Below are 24376 nucleotides of genomic sequence, written 5' to 3'. Positions count from 1 at the left end.
ATTCTAGCTAGCTTATTATTTTGTTTGTATAGCTTGTTCAATTACTTTTATATCTTTCCCATCGCCAAACTCCGTATATCCCCAGATATTCGTTTCACCTCTATATTTATTTACGATAATATCCAAGTCATGATATACACGGTGGGCATACACTACATACTCAATATTTTGAAGTTCCACACCTTTTTTTACAATTTCATAGCTTCTATTTACATCGCGTTTTATTTTTTCATTCTTTATTTCTGTATGTATATTTTTTAACGATGATTCTTGTTGTTGAAACCATTGCTTAAATTGATTCCAATCCCCGTCTGTATAATTCTCTGCTTTACCGTAATTTAAGAAATTATTATAGCTTTCATGTGTCATTCGAATAAAATTTAGCACTTTTGTCTCTTCTTGCACATCTTCTATTTGAGCTATTGTATTTACCTCAGCAGGCTTATTCGCATAATGTAACAGCACTTTCATAAGACTATAGCTTGCAATGATCATCACGATAATAATCCCGAATACACTTAACAATTTCTTCATATACAGAACTCCTTCTCTACTAAAAATATTACAATGTATGACTATACTTGTAACTTTCTCTCGTAGAAATATAATTCCTGTATAAATTCTTCCTATCATTTCGACAATATTTTTCTATACATTTCTCGTTGGCAAATGTTCTTGTAAAACAATATATCCTTCATAAGCTGTGTAACCGAGTATAGCCATTAATCCGATATAACAAGCAAATACTGTCCATTTCGTTTTCGCATCCACTTTATAATAGTTTTCTTGTTGTTCCTTTTCTGTTTTCCATTCATTTAATTTTCTTTCTGACGCTTCAAATGCTTCCCTTATGTGAATTGTATACTCATCTTTTTCATCTTCATATGGAACATAATCTAACGGTTCGAACTTCGGTAAAAGATACTCTAACACTTCCATTTTTTGAAGTTCACCTATTTGTAACTCTTTTTCCCGTTCTCTTTGTCTTAATGCATTCATCTCATGATGCATCACGTATATAGTCCGATGTACAGCACCCGTTTCTTTTAATTCCTCTTCAAGCCTAGTAACATATTCTTTCATCCCATCAATTTTACGCCCTAATTCCTTAATCGGCTCATCTCTCTTTATTACTCTATATAACTCCATACAACCGATAATAACAATAAATCCTCCCAAAATACTTTTAAAGTAAATTGAATAGCCAAGTAATAAAATAAGGCCTGCTCCCCAAATTTTAGTACTGACAACTGAAATAATTCGCCCACCATCTAGCGGCGAAACGGGAATTAAATTAAAGAAATTAATCATACTTCCAAGCAAAATAACAAGCGCCCAAAATGGCTCTTTCGTCATTATATAAAGCGGTATCGCTGGTAAAAATGACAGAAGTCCGAAAAGCGGACCCATATAGGCAATGTAAGCTTCATCTTTTGCATTTTTCGGCATCTCTTTCATTCCAATAAGGGCCCCCATAAATGGAATAAAGATTGCTGGCGATGTTGGGATCCCCTTTCTTTTCGCAGCCCATAAATGGCCCATTTCATGAACAAACAACAAATAAATGAGCGCCACTCCAAATTTCCAACCATATAGAACTGCGTATGCGCCAAGCGATAGAAACATACTAAATACCGTTGAAAACTTTGCTAATTTAAAAATTGCAAATACCCACTTTAACTTAGACAGTAAAAATAGACCTATCGCAACAATAATTCCCCATAATCCTTTTTTATTATTTTTCATATTCCTCTCCTTTATCTCTCATTAATGAATCATATCATTCATCAAAGCTTGTTCTTTTCTCTATTATGACATATTTTTTTCTATTGTTAGAAATAATGTTTATATAATCCATTTTCAGCCAAAAATATAAATAAAAGGAGGTGTACACAAATGAATTTACAATCTCTTATAATAGGTGCTCTATCGTTTTTAGCTTCAACTCTTATTTTTTATACCGTTAGTTACGTATTATTATTAGATTTGTTGCCCAATCACGTATTTATTGCCCTTGTCATCCTTTCCGCTCTTATGATTTCTTTTCTTATTACACGAAAATCAATGAATGAGCCATCTACAAAAGCAAAGTAATAGAGAGGGGTGCTTTCCCCTCTCTATTATCATTTCCTAGGAAAGGTCATATAGATTTGACGAGTTTACATTCATTCCAATCCGTAAGGGCTAATTAAAGTCTCACTTTATCTTTGAAAATTCATTTTTTCACCATAATCTTTAACAATCTGAATTATATTTTGAAACACACCTATTTTTTCTTTTTCACTGTTTAATATTTTCAAATCATAATTTTCGTAATATGTTTCTAATGATTTTAATTGTGATTCTGAAGCGCTGTTTATCGGAACAGTAGCATGTAATTCATATTGCTTATACCCTTCCTTTACTTTTTCACCTAAAATCATTTCACTCTCTTTTGCTCCAATTAATTTTTGAACTTTTTCTGGAAAATTGAGTTGCAAATAATATTCTTGCTCCTTCACTAACTTATTGTATAGTGATTGTGAAATCGTATACCGTACCGTATAATTCACGTTTTGATCGCCTGTTTTAATATGAAACGCGGTAATCTGCAAATCTTTTTTTGTTACTTCCGTTAAAGGGCTTACCTGCATCTCATCTTCTTTTTGTTCTGAGACATTTGGAAATATATCCAAAAGCTTTTCCGTATCTTTTTCATTCAACATATACATAGCTTTCTTATATTGCACCCATCCTCGTCTATCTTCTCCCCTTAACCATGCATAATAAGTTTCTTTTTTCCCATCTCTACTAATTTGTATTTCATATTCAGGTTCACCGAAGCTTCCTGTTATTTCTTGTTTCTCAGCTTTATTCAAAATGTCTATTACTAACTTCGCTTCTGATTCCTGCAACTTTTTCTCTTTATGTTTTTTTTGTATAACGGTTACCCCTATTGTTTCTTTCACTTCATTCACCGTCTCTTCTACTTTTTTTGTTTCTTTTTTCGGTTCAACTTGACCACAAGCTGCTAGTAACATAACAAACAACAACACCAATACATATTTCCCTTTCAAATTAATCCTCCTCTTACGATAAGAAATCCTTATAATCTTCATACATAAAACAAAAACGTGACATCCTATTAAATACGCTATACTAATCATTGAAAGGAGGTCTTTATCATGTCCATTAATTTTCATGATGAAAATAATAAGTACACATATGCAACAAGAAACGCTCATATTTCTTGGGCTGAAATGGTAAAAAACATTACAGAAATACAAAACAAGCAAATAATTGATATCGGCTGTGGTGGTGGGATTTATACGAAAGAACTCGCTCTTATGGGAGCCAATAATGTTGTGGGACTTGATTTTTCAAAAGAAATATTACAAGCTGCAAAAGAAAATTGTAACAACTTTTCAAACATTTCATTCATCCACGGTGATGCACATAATATCCCATACCCTAATGAAACATTCGACATAGTTATTTCGCGTGCAGTTATTCATCATTTACAAGACATTCCTACATTTTTACGTGAAGCTTCTCGTATATTAAATAAAAACGGTGTACTTATTTTACAAGATCGAACAATTGAAGATTGTACAATTCCAGGAAGTCCCGAACACATTCGCGGATATTTTTTCTCTCTATTTCCAAAACTTATTGAAATAGAGTCAAAAAGACGTCCAAAAACCAACACTATACAGACAGAATTACAAAAACATTCTCTTCATGTACTTCCCGCACAAACACAATGGGAAATACGAAAAATACATGATTCTGTAGAAGCATTATTGCAAGATTTATCTCCTCGAACAGGTCGATCTATTCTATATGAGTTAACAGATGATGAACTTTCTCAACTTCTACAACATATACAGACCGCATTACAAAACGTCTCTCCTATTATTGAAAGAGATCGATGGACAATTTGGAGCGCCATGAAGTTGTAAGGAAGGAAGCCTCACAAAATAATGTGAGGCTTCCTTTCTTTCATAATCTAATTTTGCAACACTCTTGATATCCTCCACTTCTGGCCTGTGCACTTCCACACTTCGGACATACTAAATATCTAGACTGATTTGTCAATAAACTACCTTTTTGAAAGAGTAAAACTTCTGCTTGTTTAAACGAACGCGAATAATATAACCACATAAAACCAATTATAGCAATAATGCCAAATAATACTCCCATCGCAAGCATTTCAGTCACCTCTTTTGGTTTGTTCTTTCCAGCAAGTGGATTGTTGTATTATTCTCTGTAAATTCAAACAATCCCTTCTTTACTCTTATAAATATCAACTTTCTCTATAAATTTTACAATTCTCCGCAAATTTTCACTCCCATTTTACAATTCATCATTTCCTTTACAACAACGAATATCACTTTCGATATTTCCGTATATAAATATATCTTTCAAAAAACATATTGACTTTCTAAAAAAAACATGCAACAATACTGTCAGAATACTTGAATAAAAATTCATTGACGAGAACGAGTACGTTATAGAACTGTTCCCCAGAGAGTTGGCGATTTGCTGAAAGCCAACGTTCAGCGCGTAACCGAAAATCATCTCCGAGAAGTAGAACCGAATGTTACAGTAAGTTCTTACCGGCCGTCCCCCGTTACAAGGAACACGTATCATGTTGTACGTTGCAAAGCCGTATACATATAGATTTATTTCTACATGTGTAAATTAGGGTGGTATCGCGGGTAAATATAACTCGTCCCTTTCTTTAGGGACGAGTTTTTTGTGTTCTTACAAATGAATTTAAAAAAGGAGGAAAAACAATGAACACTGTATCAAAAAAACATATTTTTTTCACGGGTCTTATGCTATTTTCTTTATTTTTTGGGGCAGGTAATTTAATTTTCCCTCCCATGCTTGGCCAAAATGCAGGTGAAAACTTTTGGCCAGCAATGATTGGATTTTTACTAACAGGAGTTGGCTTACCACTACTAACTGTTATCGCAATTTCTCTATCTGGAAATGGAATGCAGCAACTTGCAAGTCATGTTCATCCATTATTCGGAATTTTCTTTACAGTAATTGTATACATTGCTATCGGTCCATCTATGGGCATCCCACGTGTTGCAAATGTCGCTTATGAAATGGGTGTTAGTTCTTTCTTACCAGAAACAATCCGCTCTAGCAGCCTAGTGCTATTTGTATATACAATCATCTTCTTTACTATCGTATTTTGGCTGAGTTTGAATCCATCTAAACTTGTTGATCGTATTGGAAATGTATTAACACCTATTTTATTACTCTCTATTTTCTTATTGTTTGTTAAAAGTGTATTTACACCACTTGGGCAATCAGGACCAGCAATGCAAGAGTATCAAACTTCTCCAATCTTCAAAGGCTTTATGGAAGGCTACTTAACAATGGACACTATTTCAGCACTTGCATTCGGAATTATCGTTGTAAATGCAATTCGCTCTAAAGGTGTGAATGATCGTAAGTCCATTGCCATCGCCACAGCAAAAGCAGGGCTTATTGCCGCTACAGGGCTCGTACTTGTATACGGTGCACTCGGCTGGCTTGGGGCAACTAGCGTCTCGCTCGGATATGCAAAAAATGGCGGACAGCTACTTACTGTTATCGTACAACAATTATTCGGTCCATACGGTTTGCTCCTATTATCTCTTATCGTTACACTCGCTTGTTTAACGACATGCGTTGGACTCGTATCTGCGTGCAGCCAATATTTTTCAACATTATTGACTACATTTTCATACAAAACGTTCGCGAGTATCATTTGCGCATTAGGATTACTAGTTGCCAACTTAGGTTTAACGAAAATTATCGCAATCTCTGTTCCAATTCTACTTGTTGTGTATCCAATTGCGATTGTACTCGTACTACTATCATTACTTCATAAATACTTCGGTGGATATCGCTCTGTTTATGTAGGTGCTTTAATTGGAGCAGCTGTAGTGAGCGTATTTGATGGATTAAAACAAGGTGGTATTTCAGTTTCATTTATCACACCATATTTTGAATTTATCCCTTTATATAATGAAGGAATCGGCTGGCTAATACCAGCATTAGTAGGAGGTCTTATTGGTCTTGCAATGGCTAAGTTAAGCGGTACGAAAAAAGTTCCATTAGTAACCGAATCTCACGAAGTAAAAGCCTCCTAAAAAAACTCCCAAAAGGGAGTTTTTTTACATTTGATACGCAGCATGATTAAAACTGCTTATTTTATAAGCCTTCGTATAATATTCAATATTCGTATCAACTGTTTCTACCTTGACAACATCATAGCGCTCTTCTTGCTTTACTAAAAATAAATAGTATTCCTCTGTTGCCTCAATAATCGCAATTTTATCTGTTTCAACATTATATTGTTCACAAAGCGCTTGTAATGCGTTCACATAATCCCCTAATTTTTTAGACTTATCCATTCCGAATATAGTTTGAACTAACATATACATTCTCCCCTTTATATGTACTGTTAACACCTCAATGATAACGCTTACATTATTTGTCGTCAATAAAAACATTCAATTGTTTTAACGCCAAATCTATATTGTATCGAGCCAATAATCAGCGAGGAATTCCCCGCCAATTAAAGTTTTACTTTATCCCGCATTAACTGCCCGTAAAAGTCCGATTGGTGAGGGCTGATAATCAGTGGGAGAGGAACAACCTCCCCACTGATTAAAGTTTCACTTTATCACTTCGTTAATTGATGCCTAAATGCATAAATAACCGCCTGAGTACGGTCACTTACATTCAATTTATTTAATATATTACTCACATGTGTCTTTACCGTTTTCAGTGCAATAAATAACTCGTCCGCAATCTCTTGATTACTTTTTCCCTCTGCAATTAATAACAAAATCTCAAACTCTCTTTCCGTTAAATCATCATGCAAAGGTTGCTCTTTCTTTTGACGCATACGGGACATCATTTTCCCGGTAACTTTCGGCTCTAATACTGTTTCTCCATCATAAGTAGCTCGTACAGCATCAGCAATATCACTTGCTCTTGATGTTTTTAATAAGTAACTGGTCGCCCCAGCCTCAATAACAGGATACAATTTTTCGTCATCTAAAAAGCTTGTTACAACTACAATTTTTGCTTCTGGCCATTCTTGAATAATAGCACGTGTTGCTTCGACACCATCCATCTCATCCATAACAAGGTCCATTAAAATAATATCCGGCCTTAATTGCAATGCTAATTCTGATCCTTTTCTTCCATTCTCAGCTTCCCCTACTACTTCAATATCTGGCTGTGTCGATAAATATGCCGATACACCCATACGAACCATTTCATGATCATCGACAAGCAATACTTTTATCATACTTCTCCCCCTCTCTCAATCATAATCGGTACTTTTACTTCTATTTGTGTACCTTTGGCCGGGAAACTAAGTACCTTAAGTGTCCCACCAATTTCATGAACACGCTCTTGCATCGATCTTAGGCCATATGAACCAGCCTTATTAACCCCTACTTCAAACCCAACGCCGTCATCAATGATTTTTAAAATCGCATATTGATCAATTTTTCGAAGGCGCACTTCTGTTTTCTTTGCCTTCGCGTGTCGCAACGTGTTTGATAGCGCTTCTTGCACAATACGGAATAAATGATCTTCTACACCTTTTTTTAATTCTATTGGCTCAATAAGCCATTCAATTTTCATATGTTGTTTTCGCGATAATTCCGTTAATAATTCCTCTATACCTTCTGTCAGTTTCTTACCTTCCAATTGTACAGGACGTAAATGAAGGAGCAATGCTCTCATTTCTGATTGAGCATTTACAACCATATTTTCAACAAGTTGCAATTGTTTTTTTGTCACATCTGGAAATTCAGTTATTTGTTCATTAATCGCTGACATCATCATCGACATTGCGAAAAGCTGCTGACTTACTGAATCATGCAACTCCCTTGCTAAACGATGCCTTTCTTGAGAAATCGCTTCTTGTCTCATCTCTTCATTCCAATGAGCTCGTTCATTCGTTACTTTTTGAAAGAGTCCAGCTTGCTCCTCTAATCGACGAGCCAGAACGATTACTTTTCGTTCCACTTCATGAAATTCATCATCTGCAGTAAACGAAACATCGCTCGGAAAATTCCCTCGCTCTACTTCAAATAGAAAAGTATTTAATCCTTGTATACGCTGCTCTATATAATAACCGATTGCATATCCTACAATTCCCCCGATAAGTAAACTTGTAGTCATAATAAACAAGCCAATTGGAACAGAAGCGATGGATTCCTTCCATAATAAATCATACACTTGTTGCTCGCTTTTCCATACATATACAATTGTACAAATGAGTGCGATACTAACAGAGGACAACATAGAATAACGAATATACATCCACGAAATATTTTTTTGTTTCTTCATTATACTTTCCTCACTTCCGTGTCGCCTACGACAAGCGAAGAAATAATTTTAATACGTCGAGGAGCCTCTTTATACTGCTCTGTTCTAAATGTAACATTGCGGTTAAACCCTGTCTCTTCATGACCTGGCAAGAGCACACGTCCGACAATAACAGAATGATTTAAAGAAAGTTCAATATCATACGGCACATATAAACGAATATTACCAACGACACCCCGAATAACAATTACCGTTTCCCCTTCTGGAATCATAGCAGTTGTTAAATCTATTTCCACATCACAAGCACCATATTGAACATTAATATCCTCAAGTTCATAAATATGATCCATCATTCGTACATTGCCTACAAACATATTTTTCAAATATGTTTCTGTACGATATATTTGCTTCTCTTCGTCTATAATCCCTTTTTCTTTAATTTCAACCTTCATTGCTTTTTGCTGATGCCCTTGTTGAATCAATTGATAACCAATTAAAGCTAAACAAGCAAATACGACAAGAACAAATGCTGCTGATGAAAATAAGAAAAATAAAAATACGATACCACCAACAAATAAAAATACATTTCCCCGTACATAACGATTCTTTTTACGATAATGCCTTCCAAACATAAGCATAATAAATGCAAAAATGAGACCACCTGGTTCAAAATGTCCAAGTATCATATCAAGAAAAAGACCGAATCCAAATATGATGAGGAGCATCCCCATTAATTGTGTCTTTGAAAAATGTTTCTTCATTTCAGCTCCCCCCTTCTTGTCACATATACATAGAAGAAAAGGCATTGCTTTCCAACACCTTTTCTCCTATCACTATATCATAAGCCTGTTTTATAATATACTACTATTATTTTGTTAACTCTTTCGTTAACGATACATCATTCTTTTCTTTCATTTCACGCTCAAGTTTTGCAATTTTCATATCAAACGTGTCACGCTCATGCTCTTCATTCATACGAGTTTCTAAGTCACGAATATGATCTTCAATCTCTTCAAATCGTAAGAACGGATTATTTTCATCCATTTTATGCATCGCAGTATTCATACGACGATTTGCATGTGCCATATTTTCACGTGCCATTAGTTCCATGCGCTTTGCGTGCATTTCTTTTAATTTATTTTTCATTTCAGAAAGACGACGCTCTAACTCATCAATTTGCTCTACAACACCTGCATACATTTCTTCTAATCGAGTTACTTGCCCTTCATAATAAGCTACCTCTTCTAACGCACGTTCGTGCAATTGTAATTCACCTGCTTCTTGAGCAATGATAGCTTGCTTTGATCTTTTATTAACGAAATAACGTGCTTGCTCAAGCTCACGAGCAAAATTAGATTTTAATGTTTTATGACGCTCAATTAACTTCTCAATTTTTGTTATTTCACGCTCACTATCACGTAAATATTGGTTTAACATCGCAATTGGATTTTTTCTTTCCTTCTCATCTAACACGTTATGAAAATCAGCTAAAATTGCATCGCGTACACGTCCGAATAAAGATTGTTTCATTATAAATCTTCCTCTCTTCTACTTTAATTATAATTTGATTTATTGTTTTAGTTTTTCATTAATTTGTTCCACTCATCTTCAAAGTTGCTATATGATTTAGAACTTTCTGGAGCAGATTCAACAACTACATCTTTTTCTTTTTTCCACTCACGGTATCCGTAGTATAAAACCACTAAAGCAGCGATACCGATTAATGCTGGCGAATGAGAAAGTGCAATGGATAAACCGATTAAACCAACAATACCCCAAGCTAACTTTCCAAAAAATGATTTAGCTCGCACAAATGATTTATAGCTCCAATATACAACTCCTGCTCCGATTGCGAATCCTACAATACCAGCAAGACTACCAAGAGCAATTAAAGCCAAAATACCGGCTGCGATAAACGCTAGAAATTGTTTCATCTTGTGCTTGCCTCCCTTCGATTTGATACTCTTATCTTAACTATTTTTTCATCTTTCCATAACGAGCTTAAGAACCGTTTTCTACTCAGACTTAAGACCGAGTCATATTCAGCCCTTTACGCAAAAAAAACGTGCAGAGTCTATTCTCTGCACGTTTTTTAATTACTAACATTCATATTAAATTAAGCTGTTTTATGATACTCTTTTTTCTTAGCTACTTTCGAAAACCTTGGAAACCCAATTAAAATAGAAACAATCCCACATACTCCAACTAAAATTGGATAAAATGCATACGGTAACAATTCAACTGGAGATAACGCTGCAAATCCTGCTGCCGTTAACATTTGGGCACCGTACGGAATTAATCCTTGCACACAACATGAGAAAAGATCTAATACACTCGCTGATTTACGAGGGTCTATTTCATATTGATCTGCAATATTTTTTGCAAGCGGGCCTGTAAAAATAATTGAAATCGTATTATTCGCTGTACACATATTCGTCATACTCACTAAACCAGCAATACCAAATTCCGCTCCTTTTTTCGAACGAATATTACGTGTTAATACATTCATTAAATATTGAATACCACCATTATATCGGATTAATTCAACCATACCGCCAATTAATATAGCAAGTAATACTAACTCCATCATACCGCCCATTCCAGTCGTTACACTTTTAAAGAAACTTTCTAACGTGTAACTTCCATCTATAAGACCGATAACACCAGATAGTACAGTTCCACCAGTTAATACAATAAGTACATTCCAGCCAAGTAGCGCTGTAATCAGTACTCCTGCGTACGGTAAAATCTTTATCCAATCAAAGCTATGTGCTTTAATCTGCGTGTCACTCCCTGAAGTAACTATTACTAATAGTACAATTGTAATAATAGCCGCTGGTAACACAATTAAAAAGTTCGTTTTAAACTTATCTTTCATTTCTGTTCCTTGTGAACGAACAGCTGCGATTGTTGTATCTGAAATAAATGATAAATTATCACCAAACATCGCTCCGCCAACAACAGTAGCCATTGCAAGCGCAATTGAGATATCAGTTTGACCACTAATACCTACAGCAATCGGCGCTAATGCTGCAATTGTTCCCATTGAAGTTCCCATCGCTAATGAAATAAATGCACCAATAACAAAGATTCCAGCTACGATAAATCCTGGCGGTAAAATAGTTAACGCTAAATTAACAGTTGAGTCTACTCCGCCCATTCCTTTAGCAGTTTCAGAAAACGCACCTGCAAGCACAAAAATTAATACCATAATCATAATATCCGGATTTCCTGCACCTTTAGCGAACCGCTCTACTTTCACATTAAAACTTTCTTTACGATTCATCACTAAAGCGACTCCTACAGCAATTGAAATCGCTACAAGTATCGGCAATTTATAGAAATCACCTGTAATAATTCCAGAACCAATAAATAGCGCCAAAAATATCCCAAGTGGTAATAAAGCTAAACCATTTCCTCTCGTTTCTTTCAAAGTACCATCTCTCCCTAGTTTCAACCTTTTTCTAATGAATAACAAAAGACCTCTTCCGATGAGAAGAGGTCTTATACATCTATAAGAAACACTCTTCTCATCTTTCAAGCACACGCTTGCTGGATTTGGCACAGCACTCTGAAATCGAGTCCGCTGCCGAGGCATCGTAGGGCCAGTCCCTCCGCCTCTCTTTATAAGAAGGTTTCATATTTATTTTTTAATAATAATTTCTTCCCTAACTTTACTCGCTTACAAAACAAAAGTCAATTATTTTTTGTATAGATTTTTTTGGTAATTATACAAAAATTTGAATACAACAATCATTTTAACTTTTCGATTTCTTCTTCCAATATTGAAATCCAATAAAATTCACTATTTTTCATTGTTGCTAATATCCATTTCGTAGTGTACCAAGCTAGCTCATACTCTTCCTTCGTGACATCACCACTTTTATAAGCATCCTCTAGCTCCTCTTCATCTAATACATACACCTTACCGCTAGATAATAATACTACATCTAAATATAAATCATCAAAATACGGTAAACCACGATCGTCTATTTTATATTCTTTCGCCACATCGATATAATATTGCACTAATTTTTTCTGATCATCTAACATAGCGGTAATCGCAAAGTTTTTCCCGTCTATGAAATATTGAATCCACGTATACTGATCCGCTGCAATACAAAGTTCTTCACCATCATATTCTTTACAACTAGGCTCTCTCACCTTTTTTATATCCAGTATTCCGAGCATTCCCTCTTCCATTTGCTTAACCGTATAACTCTTTTCTATTAGTCTCTTCCACGAAGAACCGTCACCATATTTACGTTTCATTATGTCTACTCCTCTTCTATATACAGAAAAGCTCCCACATATTATGTGAGAGCTTGTTCATATTATAATTAAGCCGCTTGACCCTTTTCAGAAATCTCTTTTAAATAAGCTTGTCCTTTTTCAGCGTCATATTGACCTTCCCACTTAGACATAACTACAGCTGCTAAAGAGTTTCCTACAACGTTAACTGCTGTACGAGCCATATCTAAAATACGGTCAATACCAGCAATGAACGCTAAGCCTTCAGGTGGAATACCTACTGTACCAAGTGTCGCTAATAATACAACGAATGATACGCCCGGTACACCTGCGATCCCTTTTGATGTAACCATTAATACAAGCAACAATGTAATTTGTTGTGTAATAGATAAATCAATACCGTACATTTGCGCTAAGAAAATAGCCGCAATTGCTTGATATAAAGTTGATCCATCTAAGTTAAATGAGTAACCTGTCGGAATAACGAAAGATGTAATTGCTTTCGGACAACCGAATTTCTCCATTTTCTCCATGATTTTTGGTAAAACTGTTTCTGAGCTTGCTGTAGAATACGCTAAGATCAGCTCGTCTTTTAAAATCTTAAAGAATTGGAAAATGTTAATTCCAAATATTTTCGCTGTAAGTCCTAAGACAACTACGACGAAGAAAATCATTGCTCCATATACGACAATTAGTAATTTCCCTAATGGAATTAATGAAGCAAGACCAAATGTAGAAACTGTAACACCAATTAGTGCAAACACACCAAATGGTGCAAATTTCATAACTTGGTTTGTTACGTAAAACATCGCGTCAGCTACACCTTGGAAAAATTGAAGAACTGGTCTTCCTCTTTCACCAATCGCTGCTACACCTAAACCAAATAGTACAGAGAAGAAGATAATAGCTAGCATATCTCCGTCAGCTAACGACTTCATAATGTTCGTTGGAACAATATTTACAAATGTATCTGCAAATGAATGACTTTGTACTTGCTCTGTCGTATGTGTATATTTCGAAATATCTGTCTTTGTTAACTGCTCCATATTTACGCCTTTTCCTGGTTGGAAAATATTCGCTATTAATAGACCGACAATAATTGCAATTGTTGTAATGATTTCAAAGTAAATAATTGTTTTTCCGCCTAGTCGACCTAATTTTTTAACATCGCCAACACCAGCAACCCCAACAACAATACTTGCTACAACAATTGGCACAACGATCATTTTAATTAATCGGATGAAAATATCACCAATTGGTTGTAAATAACTCACCACTGCTGGATTGCCAAAGAAAATCGCCCCAACCGCAATACCAAGCGCAAGTCCTATTAATATTTGCCATGCTAGTCCTATTCTTTTCATATTTGTTGTAACCCCCTCTTCGATGTGTCACTCTATCTCTCATTCTATCTCTATAAAACTAAGAAATTAAGAGTATTACATATTATTCGACAATTCACTACATTTTGTCCCTGTTAAAAATCATAAATCAAAAATTTAAATCTGACAACAAAATAACTTTGCCCGAACGCAAATAATTTTCTTGACAAAAAGTAGACCTATGTCAGAAAACCTCACATGAGAACGATTCCTCACTAGTGTTTTATTAGCTTTCCAAGTAATATTTCACCTCATAAAAACGATTACTTTCCTCCTTCATTTTACAGGAAAATTCCAAAATACACCTTTGTTACACATATGAATAAAATGTAAGCACTATGACAATTACAGTTGAAAAATGATAAATTCCGACAAAACTTAGCAATTTTATAAAATTTTCTTTACATTATGATTACAACGATAGACACCCTTCTTCTTATGATATATAACATTCATAGGGAAAGGAGTCAGACAACAATGAAAAAGAAATTTGCAGCGTTTAGTGTTTTAGCAGCAGGAACGATTTTTGCTTCCCCGTTACTTTCACCCGTATACGCTGAAACGAATCAAGATAAATTATCTAACATTCAATCTGAATTAGAAGGCAAACAAAGTGACTTACAAAATAAATCAGTCGAGAAAGAACAAATAGAAAAAGAAATTCAAGAATTACAGAAGAAAATCGATGAATTAACTACTTCCATTAATAAAAATGAGACTGAATTAAACGATACAAAAAAAGAAATTAGCAAAACACAACAAGTAATTACTGACAAAAAGAAACATATAGAACAATTACAAACAAACATAGATACACGTCAGGAAGTTATTAAACAACGATTACAATCTATGCAAGAAAAACCGCGTACAAATATCATTACAGAAGTATTAACAAACTCTACAAACATTGCTGATCTTGTTGATAATATGTACTCCGTAAGTTTAATATTAAACAACGATACAGATATTGTAAAAAAACAAACATCTGATCAAAATGCTGTAACGACAGAAAAAGAGGCTGTTGAGAAAAAAGAACAACAACTGAAAGACTCTGAACAAAAACTAGAACAAAAACAACAAGAATTACAAAATAACCAACAGCAGCAACAAACTCTTATTAACGATCTACATACGAAAGTAGCAAAAGTAGATTCAGAGATTGAAGGATTAGAAGAATCCAAGGGCATTTTAGAAAATCAACGTCAAGCTGTTCAAAAAGCAATTGAAGAAGAAAAACGGGCGGAAGAAGCTCGTAAAGCGGAAGAAGCCCGCCAGGCAGAAGAGGCTCGCAAACAACAAGCTACTAAATCTGCTCAAGCGGCCCCAACACCACATGATACAAATATCGGTGGTTTTATCAAACCAGCAGCTGGATCAAAAACTTCCGGATTTGGTGTACGTTCTTTAGATAACCATAAAGGAATTGACATCGCTGCTTCGGGAACGGTTCCAATTATCGCTGCTGCAGATGGCGTTGTTATTCGCTCAGAATTATCATCTAGTTACGGAAACGTAGTGTATTTATCTCACCGTATAAACGGAAAAACATATACGACAGTATATGCTCATATGAATAGCCGTTCTGTATCGAATGGACAAACTGTAAAACAAGGCGATCAGCTTGGATTTATGGGGAATACGGGCCAATCATACGGACAACATTTACACTTCGAACTTCATCTTGGAGAATGGAATGTCGGCAAGACAAACGCAGTTGACCCATCTCCTTATATCGGATTATAAAAAAACCTCGGTGCCTACCGAGGTTTTTTATTTACACTTCACACAATATAGGCATTCTACATAGACTATAACTAAATGCCTATAGTTGACGAGGTGATCCATATGAATACGCAATTACAACAAAAAATAGAAGAAGCTAGAGGAACGTATATTGGCCGAATATTTACATTTGGCGGCTCAGTTTTATTTTTAATCGGTTCATTCCTCGCAGTCACCACAGCCTATAAAGCGTATAATCGTCTATTACATTCATCAACATAAAAAAAGACGGGAGATCCCCGCCTTTTTTTATGCAAACATTTTAAATACACCTATCGCATTTAAAAATACAATTATTACAGTTACCGGAATAACATAACGAAGTAAGAAGAACCAAATGTTAAATAACGTTTTCCCTTTCGTTTCCGTCACTTCTAATTCTTTCATCAACAATTCTTTACTCATTTTATTTGGTACAAATAATGAAATAGCTAGTACTCCTAACGGTAGCAATACGTTACTTACCGAAAAGTCGACTAAATCAAAGAACGTTTTCCCAAATATTTTCACGTCACTCATAATCCCAAATGATAACGCTGATGGAATACCGACTGCAAAAATAAGAATACCAATTAATAATGATGCTGACGGACGCTTCTTCTCATTACCTTTCGCAACAGATGCTACTACAATTTCAAGCATTGAAATTGCTGATGTTAAAGTCGCAAAGAAGAATAAAATTAAAAACATAATAAAGAAAAATTGACCAAATGGTATTTTTGCAAATACTGCTGGAAGGACGATAAACAGTAATCCTGGTCCTTCAGTTGGTTTTACTCCTAATGCGAAAATCGCTGGGAAAATTGCTAATCCTGCAAGTACTGTAACAAAAACAGTTAAACTTACAATAGATGTTGCTGATTTCGCTAAATGTTCCTCTTTCTTTAAATACGAACTATACGTGACCATTACTGAGGCACCTACTGTTAGTGAGAAGAAAGATTGTCCCATCGCGTATAAAATCGTATCTGCTGTAAGCTTTGAAAAATCTGGCTTTAAGAAGAACTCTACTCCAGCAAAAGCACCATCGAGTGTTAACGCACGAACAATAATCGCAATAAATAAAATAAATAATAGCGGCATCATGTACTTACTTGCCTTTTCTATACCTTTCTCTACACCTTTACTTACGACAAAAATTGTACAAAGCATAAAGATAAATTGTGCTCCAATCGCACTTAACGGATTTGAAATCGTTTCACCGAACAATTGTCCATAATCAGCTGCTCCATTCCAGAAACTTCCTGTCACACTATAATATAAATAAAGTAAAATCCATCCACCTACAACACTATAAAAAGATAGTACACTAAAACAAGTAACAACTCCCATACGACCAATCCAAGGATATACTTTGCTATTTGGCACTAGTACTTTATAAGCTGTAACGGCCTCTTTTTGCGTGCTACGTCCAATAACAAACTCCGCTATTAAAAGAGGCATACCTATAAATAAAGTTAATAGTAAAAATACAAGGAAGAATGCGCCTCCCCCGCCATTACCTGCAACATATGGAAATTTCCATATCGCACCAAGACCTACTGCGGCTCCGGCTGCTGCGAGTACAAAGCCTATTTTCGACGTCCATTGCTGTGTTTCTTTCATCATAATTTCTCCTTTTCTGAATATTTAAACTTTTGTTAATTATACACTTTCATTTCATACTCGCACACCTCCTTTAGAAAATAAAAAAGTCCCCTACACGCAAATATGCATGTAGAGGACGATATATGTAATGTAAATACCGTGGTACCACCTCAATTGGATTGATAAATCCCACTTGTTCAAGTACAGGAATAATTCCGATACTCTATCCTTTTAACGGCGGAACCCGGGTTGCCTACTACAATGTTCAACATACCTCTTGCAAGCCCATTCTGTATATTTTATCGTACCGGGCTCCCACCTAACCCCAGCTCTCTGAACGCATCAAATATACGTACTCTTCTTGCTCATCGATTTCATCTATTGAAGTTACTTGTGATTATAAATTATATTTTTATATTTGTAAAGCGCACTTTATCTTTTATTATTTTAAAACCTTTTCCTCTAACTCACGTAAAAAACTTTCTCTTTTCCCCTCATTTTGCACATATACTGATTTCAACACTTCTTGGAGCAATATATTTCGTTCCCTCTTTTCTAACTGTAAATCTTTTAACTTCAACCTTACTTCATATAAAAAATCTAAATACGATTCATATGTCTCATCATATTTATTTGCAATATCATCTCGAATTTTTTTTGCGAGCTTCGGGCTCGCTCCCCCAGTAGAAACTGCTATATTAAGTAAACCACGATGAATCGCTGCCGGAAAATGAACATTACCACTTTCCGGATTTGTAATAATATTTACTAATTGATTCTCAGCGGCATCTTCAGCAACTTGTTCATTTAATATTGAATCACTACTCGCTGCAACAACTAAAAAAGCACTTTTAATATCACTTTTTTCATATTCTCTTTGATACCAACGAATTTTCTTTTCTTCCACAAGTTTTACTAAATTCGCATCTAATTCTGGACTTATCACAACTATATCCGCACCCTGTTTGAGTAAAGGAATAATTTTAAATCCTGCAACTTTTCCCCCGCCAATAACAACAACGCGTTTCTCATTAACTCGCACTGTAAGTGGATACATACTGATCTCCTTTCAATAACTCCGTCGTTTTCTGAATTAACATATCTTGAAACGCTTCATTCTTCCCTAAATATGGACTGATTTTTATCTCTTCCACTTCATATTGGCGCACTTCTTTCTCAATATGTTTCATAAGTAAACCTGTAAATAACAAGTAAGGCAGTACAACGATGTTCTTTTCTTTTCGTTCTACAACTTCCTTTAACTTCTCCTCAAATTTTGGCTCTGCAGCCGCTAAATAACAAACTTCTACTTTTTTAACCTTCTCTTTTGTTTGAAATAAAGAAGCAATCCAGTTTATATCTCTTAATACTTCAGGATCACTGCTCCCTCTTGCAACAAGAAGTAACGTCACTTCATTTTTATCTTCCTGTTCGATGCCACTTCCGCTATACACCGATTTAACAAGTGTTTCTGATACACCAAACGGATTACCATAGGTCACTTTAACATCCGAAAATTGATTAGTTAACTTTTCCAATTCAAAAGGGATATCTTTTTTTACATGACCTGCCGCTAATAAAAAAACAGGGATAGCAATAATCTCAGTGGCCCCACGCTTCACACATGTACGAAAACCATCTTCAATAGAAGGATTCGCTAACTCTAAAAAACAAACTTCTTGAATAGTCGCTTCTATACGGCTCATGCATGATGTAATAAATTGAATCGCCTCTTCTTTCGCTGTCTTCAAACGACTTCCATGACATATATATAAGACGGCTTTCATTTTACAACACTCCACTTACTTGATAAGCATTTTCTGTCTGCTTCTCAAACCAATGAATTTTTTCTCTAAAACGGACAACCTCTCCAATTACAATCATACTCGGATTTTGAATTTGCTCTTTTTTCGCAACATCTACAATTGTCCCTAACGTTCCAACAACTGTGCGTTGCATAGACGTCGTCCCCTGCTCAATAATAGCAGCTAGCGTACTTTTATCTTTTCCATGCTTCATAAGTTGCTCACATATGTAGGGCAAATTACTAACCCCCATATATACCGCTAAAGTCTCTACACCTTTCGCTAAACTTTCCCATTTCACTTCTTCTTCAGCACCTTCTTTCCTATGCCCAGTCACAATAGCAAAACTTGCACTTGCATCACGGTGCGTCACTGGAATGCCCGCATAAGCAGGAGCAGCTATTCCAGCTGAAATACCAGGAATGATTTCAAATGGTACACCTTGCTTTGCTAATGCTTCAGCTTCTTCTCCCCCTCTACCAAACACAAATGGATCGCCGCCCTTAAGCCTCGTTACAACTTTTCCTTTTTTCGCATACTTAATAAGAAACGTGTTAATTGTCTCTTGCTTCATCGTGTGATAATTCGGGAGTTTTCCGCAATAAATTAAATCCGCGTCAGGCTTTGCGTATGAAAGCAGCTCTTTATTCACAAGTCGGTCGTATAAAATAACATCTGCCTTCTCAATACATTTCAACCCTTTAACAGTAATTAAATCTGGATCGCCAGGACCCGCTCCAACAATATAAACCTTTCCCATCATCTCTCCTCATTTCTTCTATTAAAATGAAACTTCCATTCGTATATAAGAATGGAAGTTTTTATTTTTTCGTATTACTGATCTCTACTCATGGATAACAAATGCCCCACCTTTTCGAATCTTCTTTTTTTCAAACAAAGAAATCTCTTTTACCTCTGGCAACGGTAAAAAATGCTTTTCAAGCTCAATCTCCGCAAGCTTAAATGCCTGTTCTTCACTTTGAGCAACAACAACAATCGGAACAATACTATTTACTAACACAGCTTCAAATCGATATAAATCCATATCGTCCCTCCTAAGACGCTATTACTTCTTCTAGCACGTTATTTAACGCTATTTGTAATGTATCTACACCAACACGACCTACAAAATCATAAAATGTTTCGGCTGGTAATTTATTCTCTTTGAAATAACTTATAAATGATGCGAGTACATCAGGTAGATCCTCGCCATCTATTTTTCCTTTTAACTTTTGATTGTAGGCACCGCCATCTAACAATGTTCCACCTACGTATATTTCAAACGCTTCAACAATACCTTTTTCCTTCGTTTTCATTTTCACCCCTTGTAACCCAATGTCAGCAATTTGACGTTGACCACATGAATTCGGGCAGCCTACCATATGAATTCGAACTGGAACATCGAGTGCAATTTGTGTATCTAAGTATTCTGCAATTTTTCGTAATCTTTCTTTCGTTTCTACTAGTGCAAGATTACAATATTCAATACCGGTACATGAAACCGCATGACCAATAAATGATTTCGGGCTAGCAGATATCGCTTCAAACAGCGGTTCACTAAGTAATCCTTTTACATTTTCTGGAGGAACGTTCGGAATAATGAAGTTTTGCGAGTTACATGTACGAATTTGTCCATTTCCATATTGCTTTGCGATTCTTGCAATCTCAAACATTTCTTCTGCATGTAAACGACCTACCGGTACATTAAAACCTACATATTTTAATCCCTTTTGTTTTTGGTCTTGAACACCATAAAAATAGCCTGCATTCCATCCTTTGAGTGCACTTTCCCCTTTACTTTGTAAAGGCCCTGTATACTCTATTAGTTTCTCTTTAAATTTCTCTGCTCCCCAGTCCGCAACAAGAAATTTCAACCGAGCTAAATGACGTTTTTCACGATATCCAAAATCACGGAATATAGTAGCAATCGCAATCGCCACCGCCTTCACTTCTTCTGGTAAAACGAATACATCTAATTCATCAGCTAAATACGGTCGAGCTGATAATCCTCCACCTACTTTTATATGAAAACCAACTTTTTTCTCACCATCTATTTCTTTCGTTGCAGGCGTAAATGCAACACAGTTAATTTCTGCGTTTGCTGAATTATAAATATTAGAACTAATAGACATTTTAAATTTACGTGGCAAGTTAGAAAACTCTTCATTATGTTGGAAGTAATCATATACTTCTTTTACAATATGCGTTGTATCGAATAGTTCATTTGCATCAATACCAGCAAGCGGATTACCTGTAATATTCCGCGTTATATCACCACAAGCCCCCGCTGAAGATAACCCAACTCTTGCTAATCTTTTAAAAATATCTGGAATTTGCTGAATTTCTAACCAGTGAAACTGAATCGCCTGTCTCGTCGTAATATCTATTACATTACGTCCATAATCTTCAGCGATAGAAGCAAGTACTTCTGCCTGTGCATTTGTAATAATCCCTGACGGAATATTTACCCGCATCATAAAATAACCAGCTTCTTTCGGTCTTTGTAAATACAAGCCTGCCCATTTAAAGGCATCCCACTCTTCTTTCGGAATAGATTCGAAACCATTTTCCGCATAGTAAGGAATATCATTAAAAATTTCTAAGCCATCTTTTTCTAATTTATTTTTCTCGGTCTGATTTAATTTTTCATTGTTAGCCCATACTTTTTCATAACTCATTGTTTATCCCCCTATATAAAACTACGCTCTTGTAAGTACTTCACGATTTGTTCTGCACATTCTTCAATAGAATATTTGTGCGTTTCTACAATTAATTCCGCCTGCTCTGGCTCTTCATAAGGCGAATCAATACCTGTGAAATCCTTAATATCACCTTTTCTTGCCTTTTTATAAAGTCCTTTCGGATCACGTTTCTCACACTCTTCAATCGGACACTTCACAAAAATTTCAATAAATTCATCTGCCGCTAATAAATCTCTTACTTGTTTGCGGTCTACTCGAAATGGTGAAATAAATGCTGTAAGGACAACTGCTCCTTGGTCTACAAATAACTTTGCCACTTCGCCAATACGTCTTATATTTTCCATGCGATCACTTTCAGAAAATCCTAAGTCTTTATTTAAACCGTGGCGAATGTTATCCCCATCCAGCACATAATTTCCAATATTCTTTTCAAACAGTTTACGAGCGACCGCATTCGCTACTGTAGATTTACCCGAAGCTGATAAACCAGTAAACCAAATTACAAAACTATGATGTCCATTCTTCACTCTTCTCTCATCTTTTGAAACCGAAGCTGTATGCCAAGTAATATTCGTATCCATCTCGTTCTCTCCCTATTCTGTTACTACTTCTTTTTTCAAGCCTTTAATTAGCACTTCCACTACTTCTTTACGACTAAATGTACTTGGCGGAATCTCACCGTTTCTTAATAATTCTCTTACTTTCGTACCCGATAAAATAACATGATCTTCTTTTCCGTGCGGACATGTTTTCGTTGAAGCCATCGCTTCACATTTCGTGCAGTAAAAACTATGCTCAAAGAATAGTGGTGTAATTCCTAACTCTTCTATCGTAAAATTTGTGAAGATTTCTTGCGCTTCATACGTTCCGTAATAATCTCCTACTCCAGCATGATCACGCCCTACTATAAAGTGGGTACATCCAAAATTCTTTCTTACTAACGCATGAAATATCGCTTCCCTCGGTCCTGCGTAACGCATGGCAGCAGGAAATACACTTAAAAAGACACGATTTTTCGGATAATAGTTTTGAAGAAGTACTTCATAGCTTTCCATTCTTACATCAGCAGGAATATCATCCGATTTCGTTTCTCCAACGAGCGGATTTAAAAAGAGACCATCTACAATTTCAAGAGCAGATTTTTGAATATACTCATGGGCACGATGTACCGGGTTTCTCGTTTGAAATCCGACCACTGTTTTCCACCCACGTTTTTTAAATGCTTCCCTCGTTTCAATTGGGTCTAAATGATAAGAAGGAAATTGATTATTTTCAAAGCGTTTTGTTAGAATAATAGTTCCTCCAACGTAAACGTTTGGTCGTTCATATAATTTTTTCACTCCTGGATGAGCCTCATCCGTTGTTTTATATACAAGTAACGCTTCTTTTTCTTTATCTGGTACAAAAATATCTTCTATTTGAATGACACCGTATATATTTCCATTGTTGACAAGCTTTACTTCCTCTCCAGCCTTCAGGCTTTCTGCGACTTTTTCTGTTACCGGTAATGTAATCGGTATACTCCACACACTACCATTTGCTAAACGAAGCGTTTCTACAACAGAATCATAATCTTCCTTCCCTAAAAAACCAGTAAGGGGGCTATATCCACCTGTCGCCAATAGTTCTAAATCACTTAACGCAATATTGTCTAATTTAATTTCTTTTTCAATTTGTGATACATCATATGTCTCATCTATACGGTTTACTAATTCGTTTACTATGCTCATTTTTCTATATCCTCTCTTAGCTTTATTTCAAGATTCATCTTATTGGTAATGAAGACCACATTCAGTTTTCACTTTTCCAGCCCATCTACCATCTCTTGAATCGCCACCATCCCCTACAGGTAACGTACATTTCTCACACCCAATACTTGGATAGCCAACATCATGCAACGGGTTATACGGCAAGCTATGTTTGTATACATATCGCCAAACTTCTTTCCACGTCCAATGAATGAGTGGACAAACTTTAATAGATTGAAAACGATGATCTTGATTTATAAACTTTGTATGCTTACGTGTTTCTGATTGTTCCCTTCTTAAGCCCGATATCCATGCTTTTTCCACGACTAATGATTTTTCTAAAGGTAAAATTTTTCTAATCTTACAACAAAGATTCGGATTGCTCTCCCACAGTTTTTCACCATGCAACTTCGCCTGTTCATCAAGTGTAAGTTCTGGCTGTTTTTCTATAATATTCAATGAAGGAAATCGTTCCCGCACTTTTCGAATTAATTCATACGTTTCTTGAAAATGAACATTTGTATCCAAAAATACAACTTTAGCAGATGGATTTACTTGGTTTATAATGTGCAGCAATACCATACCTTCCACCCCAAAGCTACATGCGTAGACAACCTCATCTTTATATTCTTTATAAACCCAATTTAATACTGATAACGCACCTTTTGTTTCATCTTCTTCCGAAAACGAAACAACATTTTCTTCCCACGTTTCATACGTCAACATGTTTTTTCCCCCTGTAAAAGCAAAAAGACGGTTTTAACCTAATGAAAATAGGTTAAAAC

The 24376-nt window shown here is 35.6% G+C and carries 27 protein-coding genes, 1 riboswitch and 2 other annotated features; of the genes, 5 read left to right on the top strand and 22 right to left on the bottom strand.

Annotation, left to right across the window (positions count from 1 at the left end; all coding sequences use genetic code 11):
• Positions 1–15: 15 nt before the first annotated feature.
• The gene (locus tag ACTFP3_RS03685) at positions 16–534 is read right to left on the bottom strand and encodes a hypothetical protein (protein WP_000735526.1); all 519 of its coding nucleotides are present in this window, start codon (positions 532–534) and stop codon (positions 16–18) included.
• Positions 535–648: 114 nt separating this feature from the next.
• Entirely contained in the window at positions 649–1746 is a 1098-nt protein-coding gene (locus ACTFP3_RS03680) for a site-2 protease family protein (RefSeq protein WP_440009336.1), read from the bottom strand.
• Between the two features lie 150 nt (positions 1747–1896).
• Here ACTFP3_RS03680 and ACTFP3_RS03675 point away from each other — a divergent pair, with 150 nt between their 5' ends.
• Positions 1897–2094, top strand: a complete 198-nt coding sequence (locus ACTFP3_RS03675) for a hypothetical protein (protein ID WP_001053357.1) — start codon at positions 1897–1899, stop codon at positions 2092–2094.
• 107 nt (positions 2095–2201) lie between these two features.
• Here ACTFP3_RS03675 and ACTFP3_RS03670 read toward each other — a convergent pair whose 3' ends face one another.
• Positions 2202–3056, bottom strand: coding sequence for a hypothetical protein (locus tag ACTFP3_RS03670; RefSeq protein ID WP_006915519.1), 855 nt, complete (start codon positions 3054–3056; stop codon positions 2202–2204).
• 108 nt (positions 3057–3164) lie between these two features.
• Here ACTFP3_RS03670 and ACTFP3_RS03665 point away from each other — a divergent pair, with 108 nt between their 5' ends.
• Positions 3165–3941: a class I SAM-dependent methyltransferase gene (locus ACTFP3_RS03665; protein WP_016122167.1), complete on the top strand. Its 777-nt coding sequence runs from the start codon at positions 3165–3167 to the stop codon at positions 3939–3941.
• 40 nt (positions 3942–3981) lie between these two features.
• Here the strand turns inward: ACTFP3_RS03665 and ACTFP3_RS03660 are convergent, their stop codons facing one another.
• Positions 3982–4191: a hypothetical protein gene (locus ACTFP3_RS03660; protein ID WP_000880630.1), complete on the bottom strand. Its 210-nt coding sequence runs from the start codon at positions 4189–4191 to the stop codon at positions 3982–3984.
• 272 nt (positions 4192–4463) lie between these two features.
• Positions 4464–4722 (top strand) — a binding site (T-box leader).
• A 56-nt stretch (positions 4723–4778) separates the two neighbouring features.
• Between ACTFP3_RS03660 and brnQ3 the strand changes: the two genes are divergently transcribed.
• On the top strand, positions 4779–6134 hold the full coding sequence (brnQ3, locus tag ACTFP3_RS03655; RefSeq protein WP_016122166.1) for a branched-chain amino acid transport system II carrier protein BrnQ3: 1356 nt from the start codon (positions 4779–4781) through the stop codon (positions 6132–6134).
• 24 nt (positions 6135–6158) lie between these two features.
• Here the strand turns inward: brnQ3 and ACTFP3_RS03650 are convergent, their stop codons facing one another.
• The 9 genes from ACTFP3_RS03650 to gltP form a co-directional block, all read right to left on the bottom strand.
• Entirely contained in the window at positions 6159–6497 is a 339-nt protein-coding gene (locus ACTFP3_RS03650) for a DUF3922 domain-containing protein (protein WP_002025529.1), read from the bottom strand.
• 173 nt (positions 6498–6670) lie between these two features.
• Complete coding sequence (locus ACTFP3_RS03645) at positions 6671–7303, bottom strand: response regulator (RefSeq protein ID WP_000598707.1); 633 nt, start codon at positions 7301–7303, stop codon at positions 6671–6673.
• Positions 7300–8355, bottom strand: coding sequence for a sensor histidine kinase (locus ACTFP3_RS03640; RefSeq protein WP_000744326.1), 1056 nt, complete (start codon positions 8353–8355; stop codon positions 7300–7302). Before ACTFP3_RS03640 ends, ACTFP3_RS03645 begins: the two co-directional genes overlap by 4 nt.
• Complete coding sequence (liaF, locus tag ACTFP3_RS03635; RefSeq protein WP_000716095.1) at positions 8355–9095, bottom strand: cell wall-active antibiotics response protein LiaF; 741 nt, start codon at positions 9093–9095, stop codon at positions 8355–8357. The genes ACTFP3_RS03640 and liaF overlap by 1 nt, the downstream gene beginning before the upstream one ends.
• Positions 9096–9201: 106 nt before the next feature.
• Positions 9202–9864 (bottom strand): PspA/IM30 family protein, encoded by a 663-nt coding sequence (locus ACTFP3_RS03630; RefSeq protein ID WP_000814127.1) that lies wholly within the window; start codon positions 9862–9864, stop codon positions 9202–9204.
• A gap of 47 nt (positions 9865–9911) precedes the next feature.
• The gene (locus ACTFP3_RS03625; protein ID WP_000808641.1) at positions 9912–10268 is read right to left on the bottom strand and encodes a lmo0954 family membrane protein; all 357 of its coding nucleotides are present in this window, start codon (positions 10266–10268) and stop codon (positions 9912–9914) included.
• A 182-nt stretch (positions 10269–10450) separates the two neighbouring features.
• Positions 10451–11767 (bottom strand): Na+/H+ antiporter NhaC family protein, encoded by a 1317-nt coding sequence (locus ACTFP3_RS03620; RefSeq protein ID WP_025709328.1) that lies wholly within the window; start codon positions 11765–11767, stop codon positions 10451–10453.
• A gap of 94 nt (positions 11768–11861) precedes the next feature.
• Positions 11862–11967: riboswitch (SAM riboswitch) on the bottom strand.
• Between the two features lie 120 nt (positions 11968–12087).
• Positions 12088–12606 (bottom strand): DUF402 domain-containing protein, encoded by a 519-nt coding sequence (locus tag ACTFP3_RS03615; protein ID WP_000824658.1) that lies wholly within the window; start codon positions 12604–12606, stop codon positions 12088–12090.
• 68 nt (positions 12607–12674) lie between these two features.
• Complete coding sequence (gltP, locus tag ACTFP3_RS03610) at positions 12675–13949, bottom strand: glutamate/aspartate:proton symporter GltP (RefSeq protein WP_000821134.1); 1275 nt, start codon at positions 13947–13949, stop codon at positions 12675–12677.
• A gap of 495 nt (positions 13950–14444) precedes the next feature.
• Here gltP and ACTFP3_RS03605 point away from each other — a divergent pair, with 495 nt between their 5' ends.
• Positions 14445–15710 carry a murein hydrolase activator EnvC family protein gene (locus tag ACTFP3_RS03605; protein WP_000726086.1) on the top strand — a complete coding sequence of 422 codons (1266 nt, stop codon included), beginning with the start codon at positions 14445–14447 and terminating at the stop codon, positions 15708–15710.
• A 102-nt stretch (positions 15711–15812) separates the two neighbouring features.
• Positions 15813–15971, top strand: a complete 159-nt coding sequence (locus ACTFP3_RS03600) for a hypothetical protein (RefSeq protein ID WP_001096006.1) — start codon at positions 15813–15815, stop codon at positions 15969–15971.
• Positions 15972–15998: 27 nt separating this feature from the next.
• Here the strand turns inward: ACTFP3_RS03600 and ACTFP3_RS03595 are convergent, their stop codons facing one another.
• From ACTFP3_RS03595 to ACTFP3_RS03555, 9 genes are all read right to left on the bottom strand, one after another.
• Positions 15999–17354: a sodium-dependent transporter gene (locus ACTFP3_RS03595; protein WP_000665440.1), complete on the bottom strand. Its 1356-nt coding sequence runs from the start codon at positions 17352–17354 to the stop codon at positions 15999–16001.
• 111 nt (positions 17355–17465) lie between these two features.
• Positions 17466–17714: a binding site (T-box leader), on the bottom strand.
• A gap of 64 nt (positions 17715–17778) precedes the next feature.
• Positions 17779–18393, bottom strand: a complete 615-nt coding sequence (locus ACTFP3_RS03590) for an NAD(P)-binding protein (protein ID WP_000283353.1) — start codon at positions 18391–18393, stop codon at positions 17779–17781.
• Entirely contained in the window at positions 18368–19123 is a 756-nt protein-coding gene (locus ACTFP3_RS03585; RefSeq protein ID WP_000648887.1) for a sirohydrochlorin chelatase, read from the bottom strand. Before ACTFP3_RS03585 ends, ACTFP3_RS03590 begins: the two co-directional genes overlap by 26 nt.
• A 1-nt stretch (position 19124) precedes the next feature.
• Positions 19125–19901, bottom strand: coding sequence for a uroporphyrinogen-III C-methyltransferase (cobA, locus tag ACTFP3_RS03580; protein WP_000521261.1), 777 nt, complete (start codon positions 19899–19901; stop codon positions 19125–19127).
• An 84-nt stretch (positions 19902–19985) separates the two neighbouring features.
• Positions 19986–20186, bottom strand: coding sequence for a DUF3906 family protein (locus tag ACTFP3_RS03575; protein WP_000366914.1), 201 nt, complete (start codon positions 20184–20186; stop codon positions 19986–19988).
• Between the two features lie 10 nt (positions 20187–20196).
• Positions 20197–21819 (bottom strand): nitrite/sulfite reductase, encoded by a 1623-nt coding sequence (locus tag ACTFP3_RS03570; RefSeq protein WP_000119621.1) that lies wholly within the window; start codon positions 21817–21819, stop codon positions 20197–20199.
• A gap of 11 nt (positions 21820–21830) precedes the next feature.
• A complete protein-coding gene (gene cysC, locus ACTFP3_RS03565; RefSeq protein ID WP_000380499.1) occupies positions 21831–22424 on the bottom strand; it encodes an adenylyl-sulfate kinase in 594 nt (197 codons plus the stop codon).
• A 12-nt stretch (positions 22425–22436) separates the two neighbouring features.
• Positions 22437–23573: a sulfate adenylyltransferase gene (gene sat / locus ACTFP3_RS03560; RefSeq protein WP_000029491.1), complete on the bottom strand. Its 1137-nt coding sequence runs from the start codon at positions 23571–23573 to the stop codon at positions 22437–22439.
• Between the two features lie 39 nt (positions 23574–23612).
• On the bottom strand, positions 23613–24317 hold the full coding sequence (locus tag ACTFP3_RS03555; protein ID WP_440009328.1) for a phosphoadenylyl-sulfate reductase: 705 nt from the start codon (positions 24315–24317) through the stop codon (positions 23613–23615).
• Positions 24318–24376: the final 59 nt, after the last annotated feature.

Origin of the sequence: Bacillus cereus group sp. MYBK5-2 (assembly GCF_051915685.1) — a bacterium.
GTDB lineage: Bacteria > Bacillota > Bacilli > Bacillales > Bacillaceae_G > Bacillus_A > Bacillus_A cereus.
This window is presented reverse-complemented; position numbering and strand designations above follow the sequence as displayed.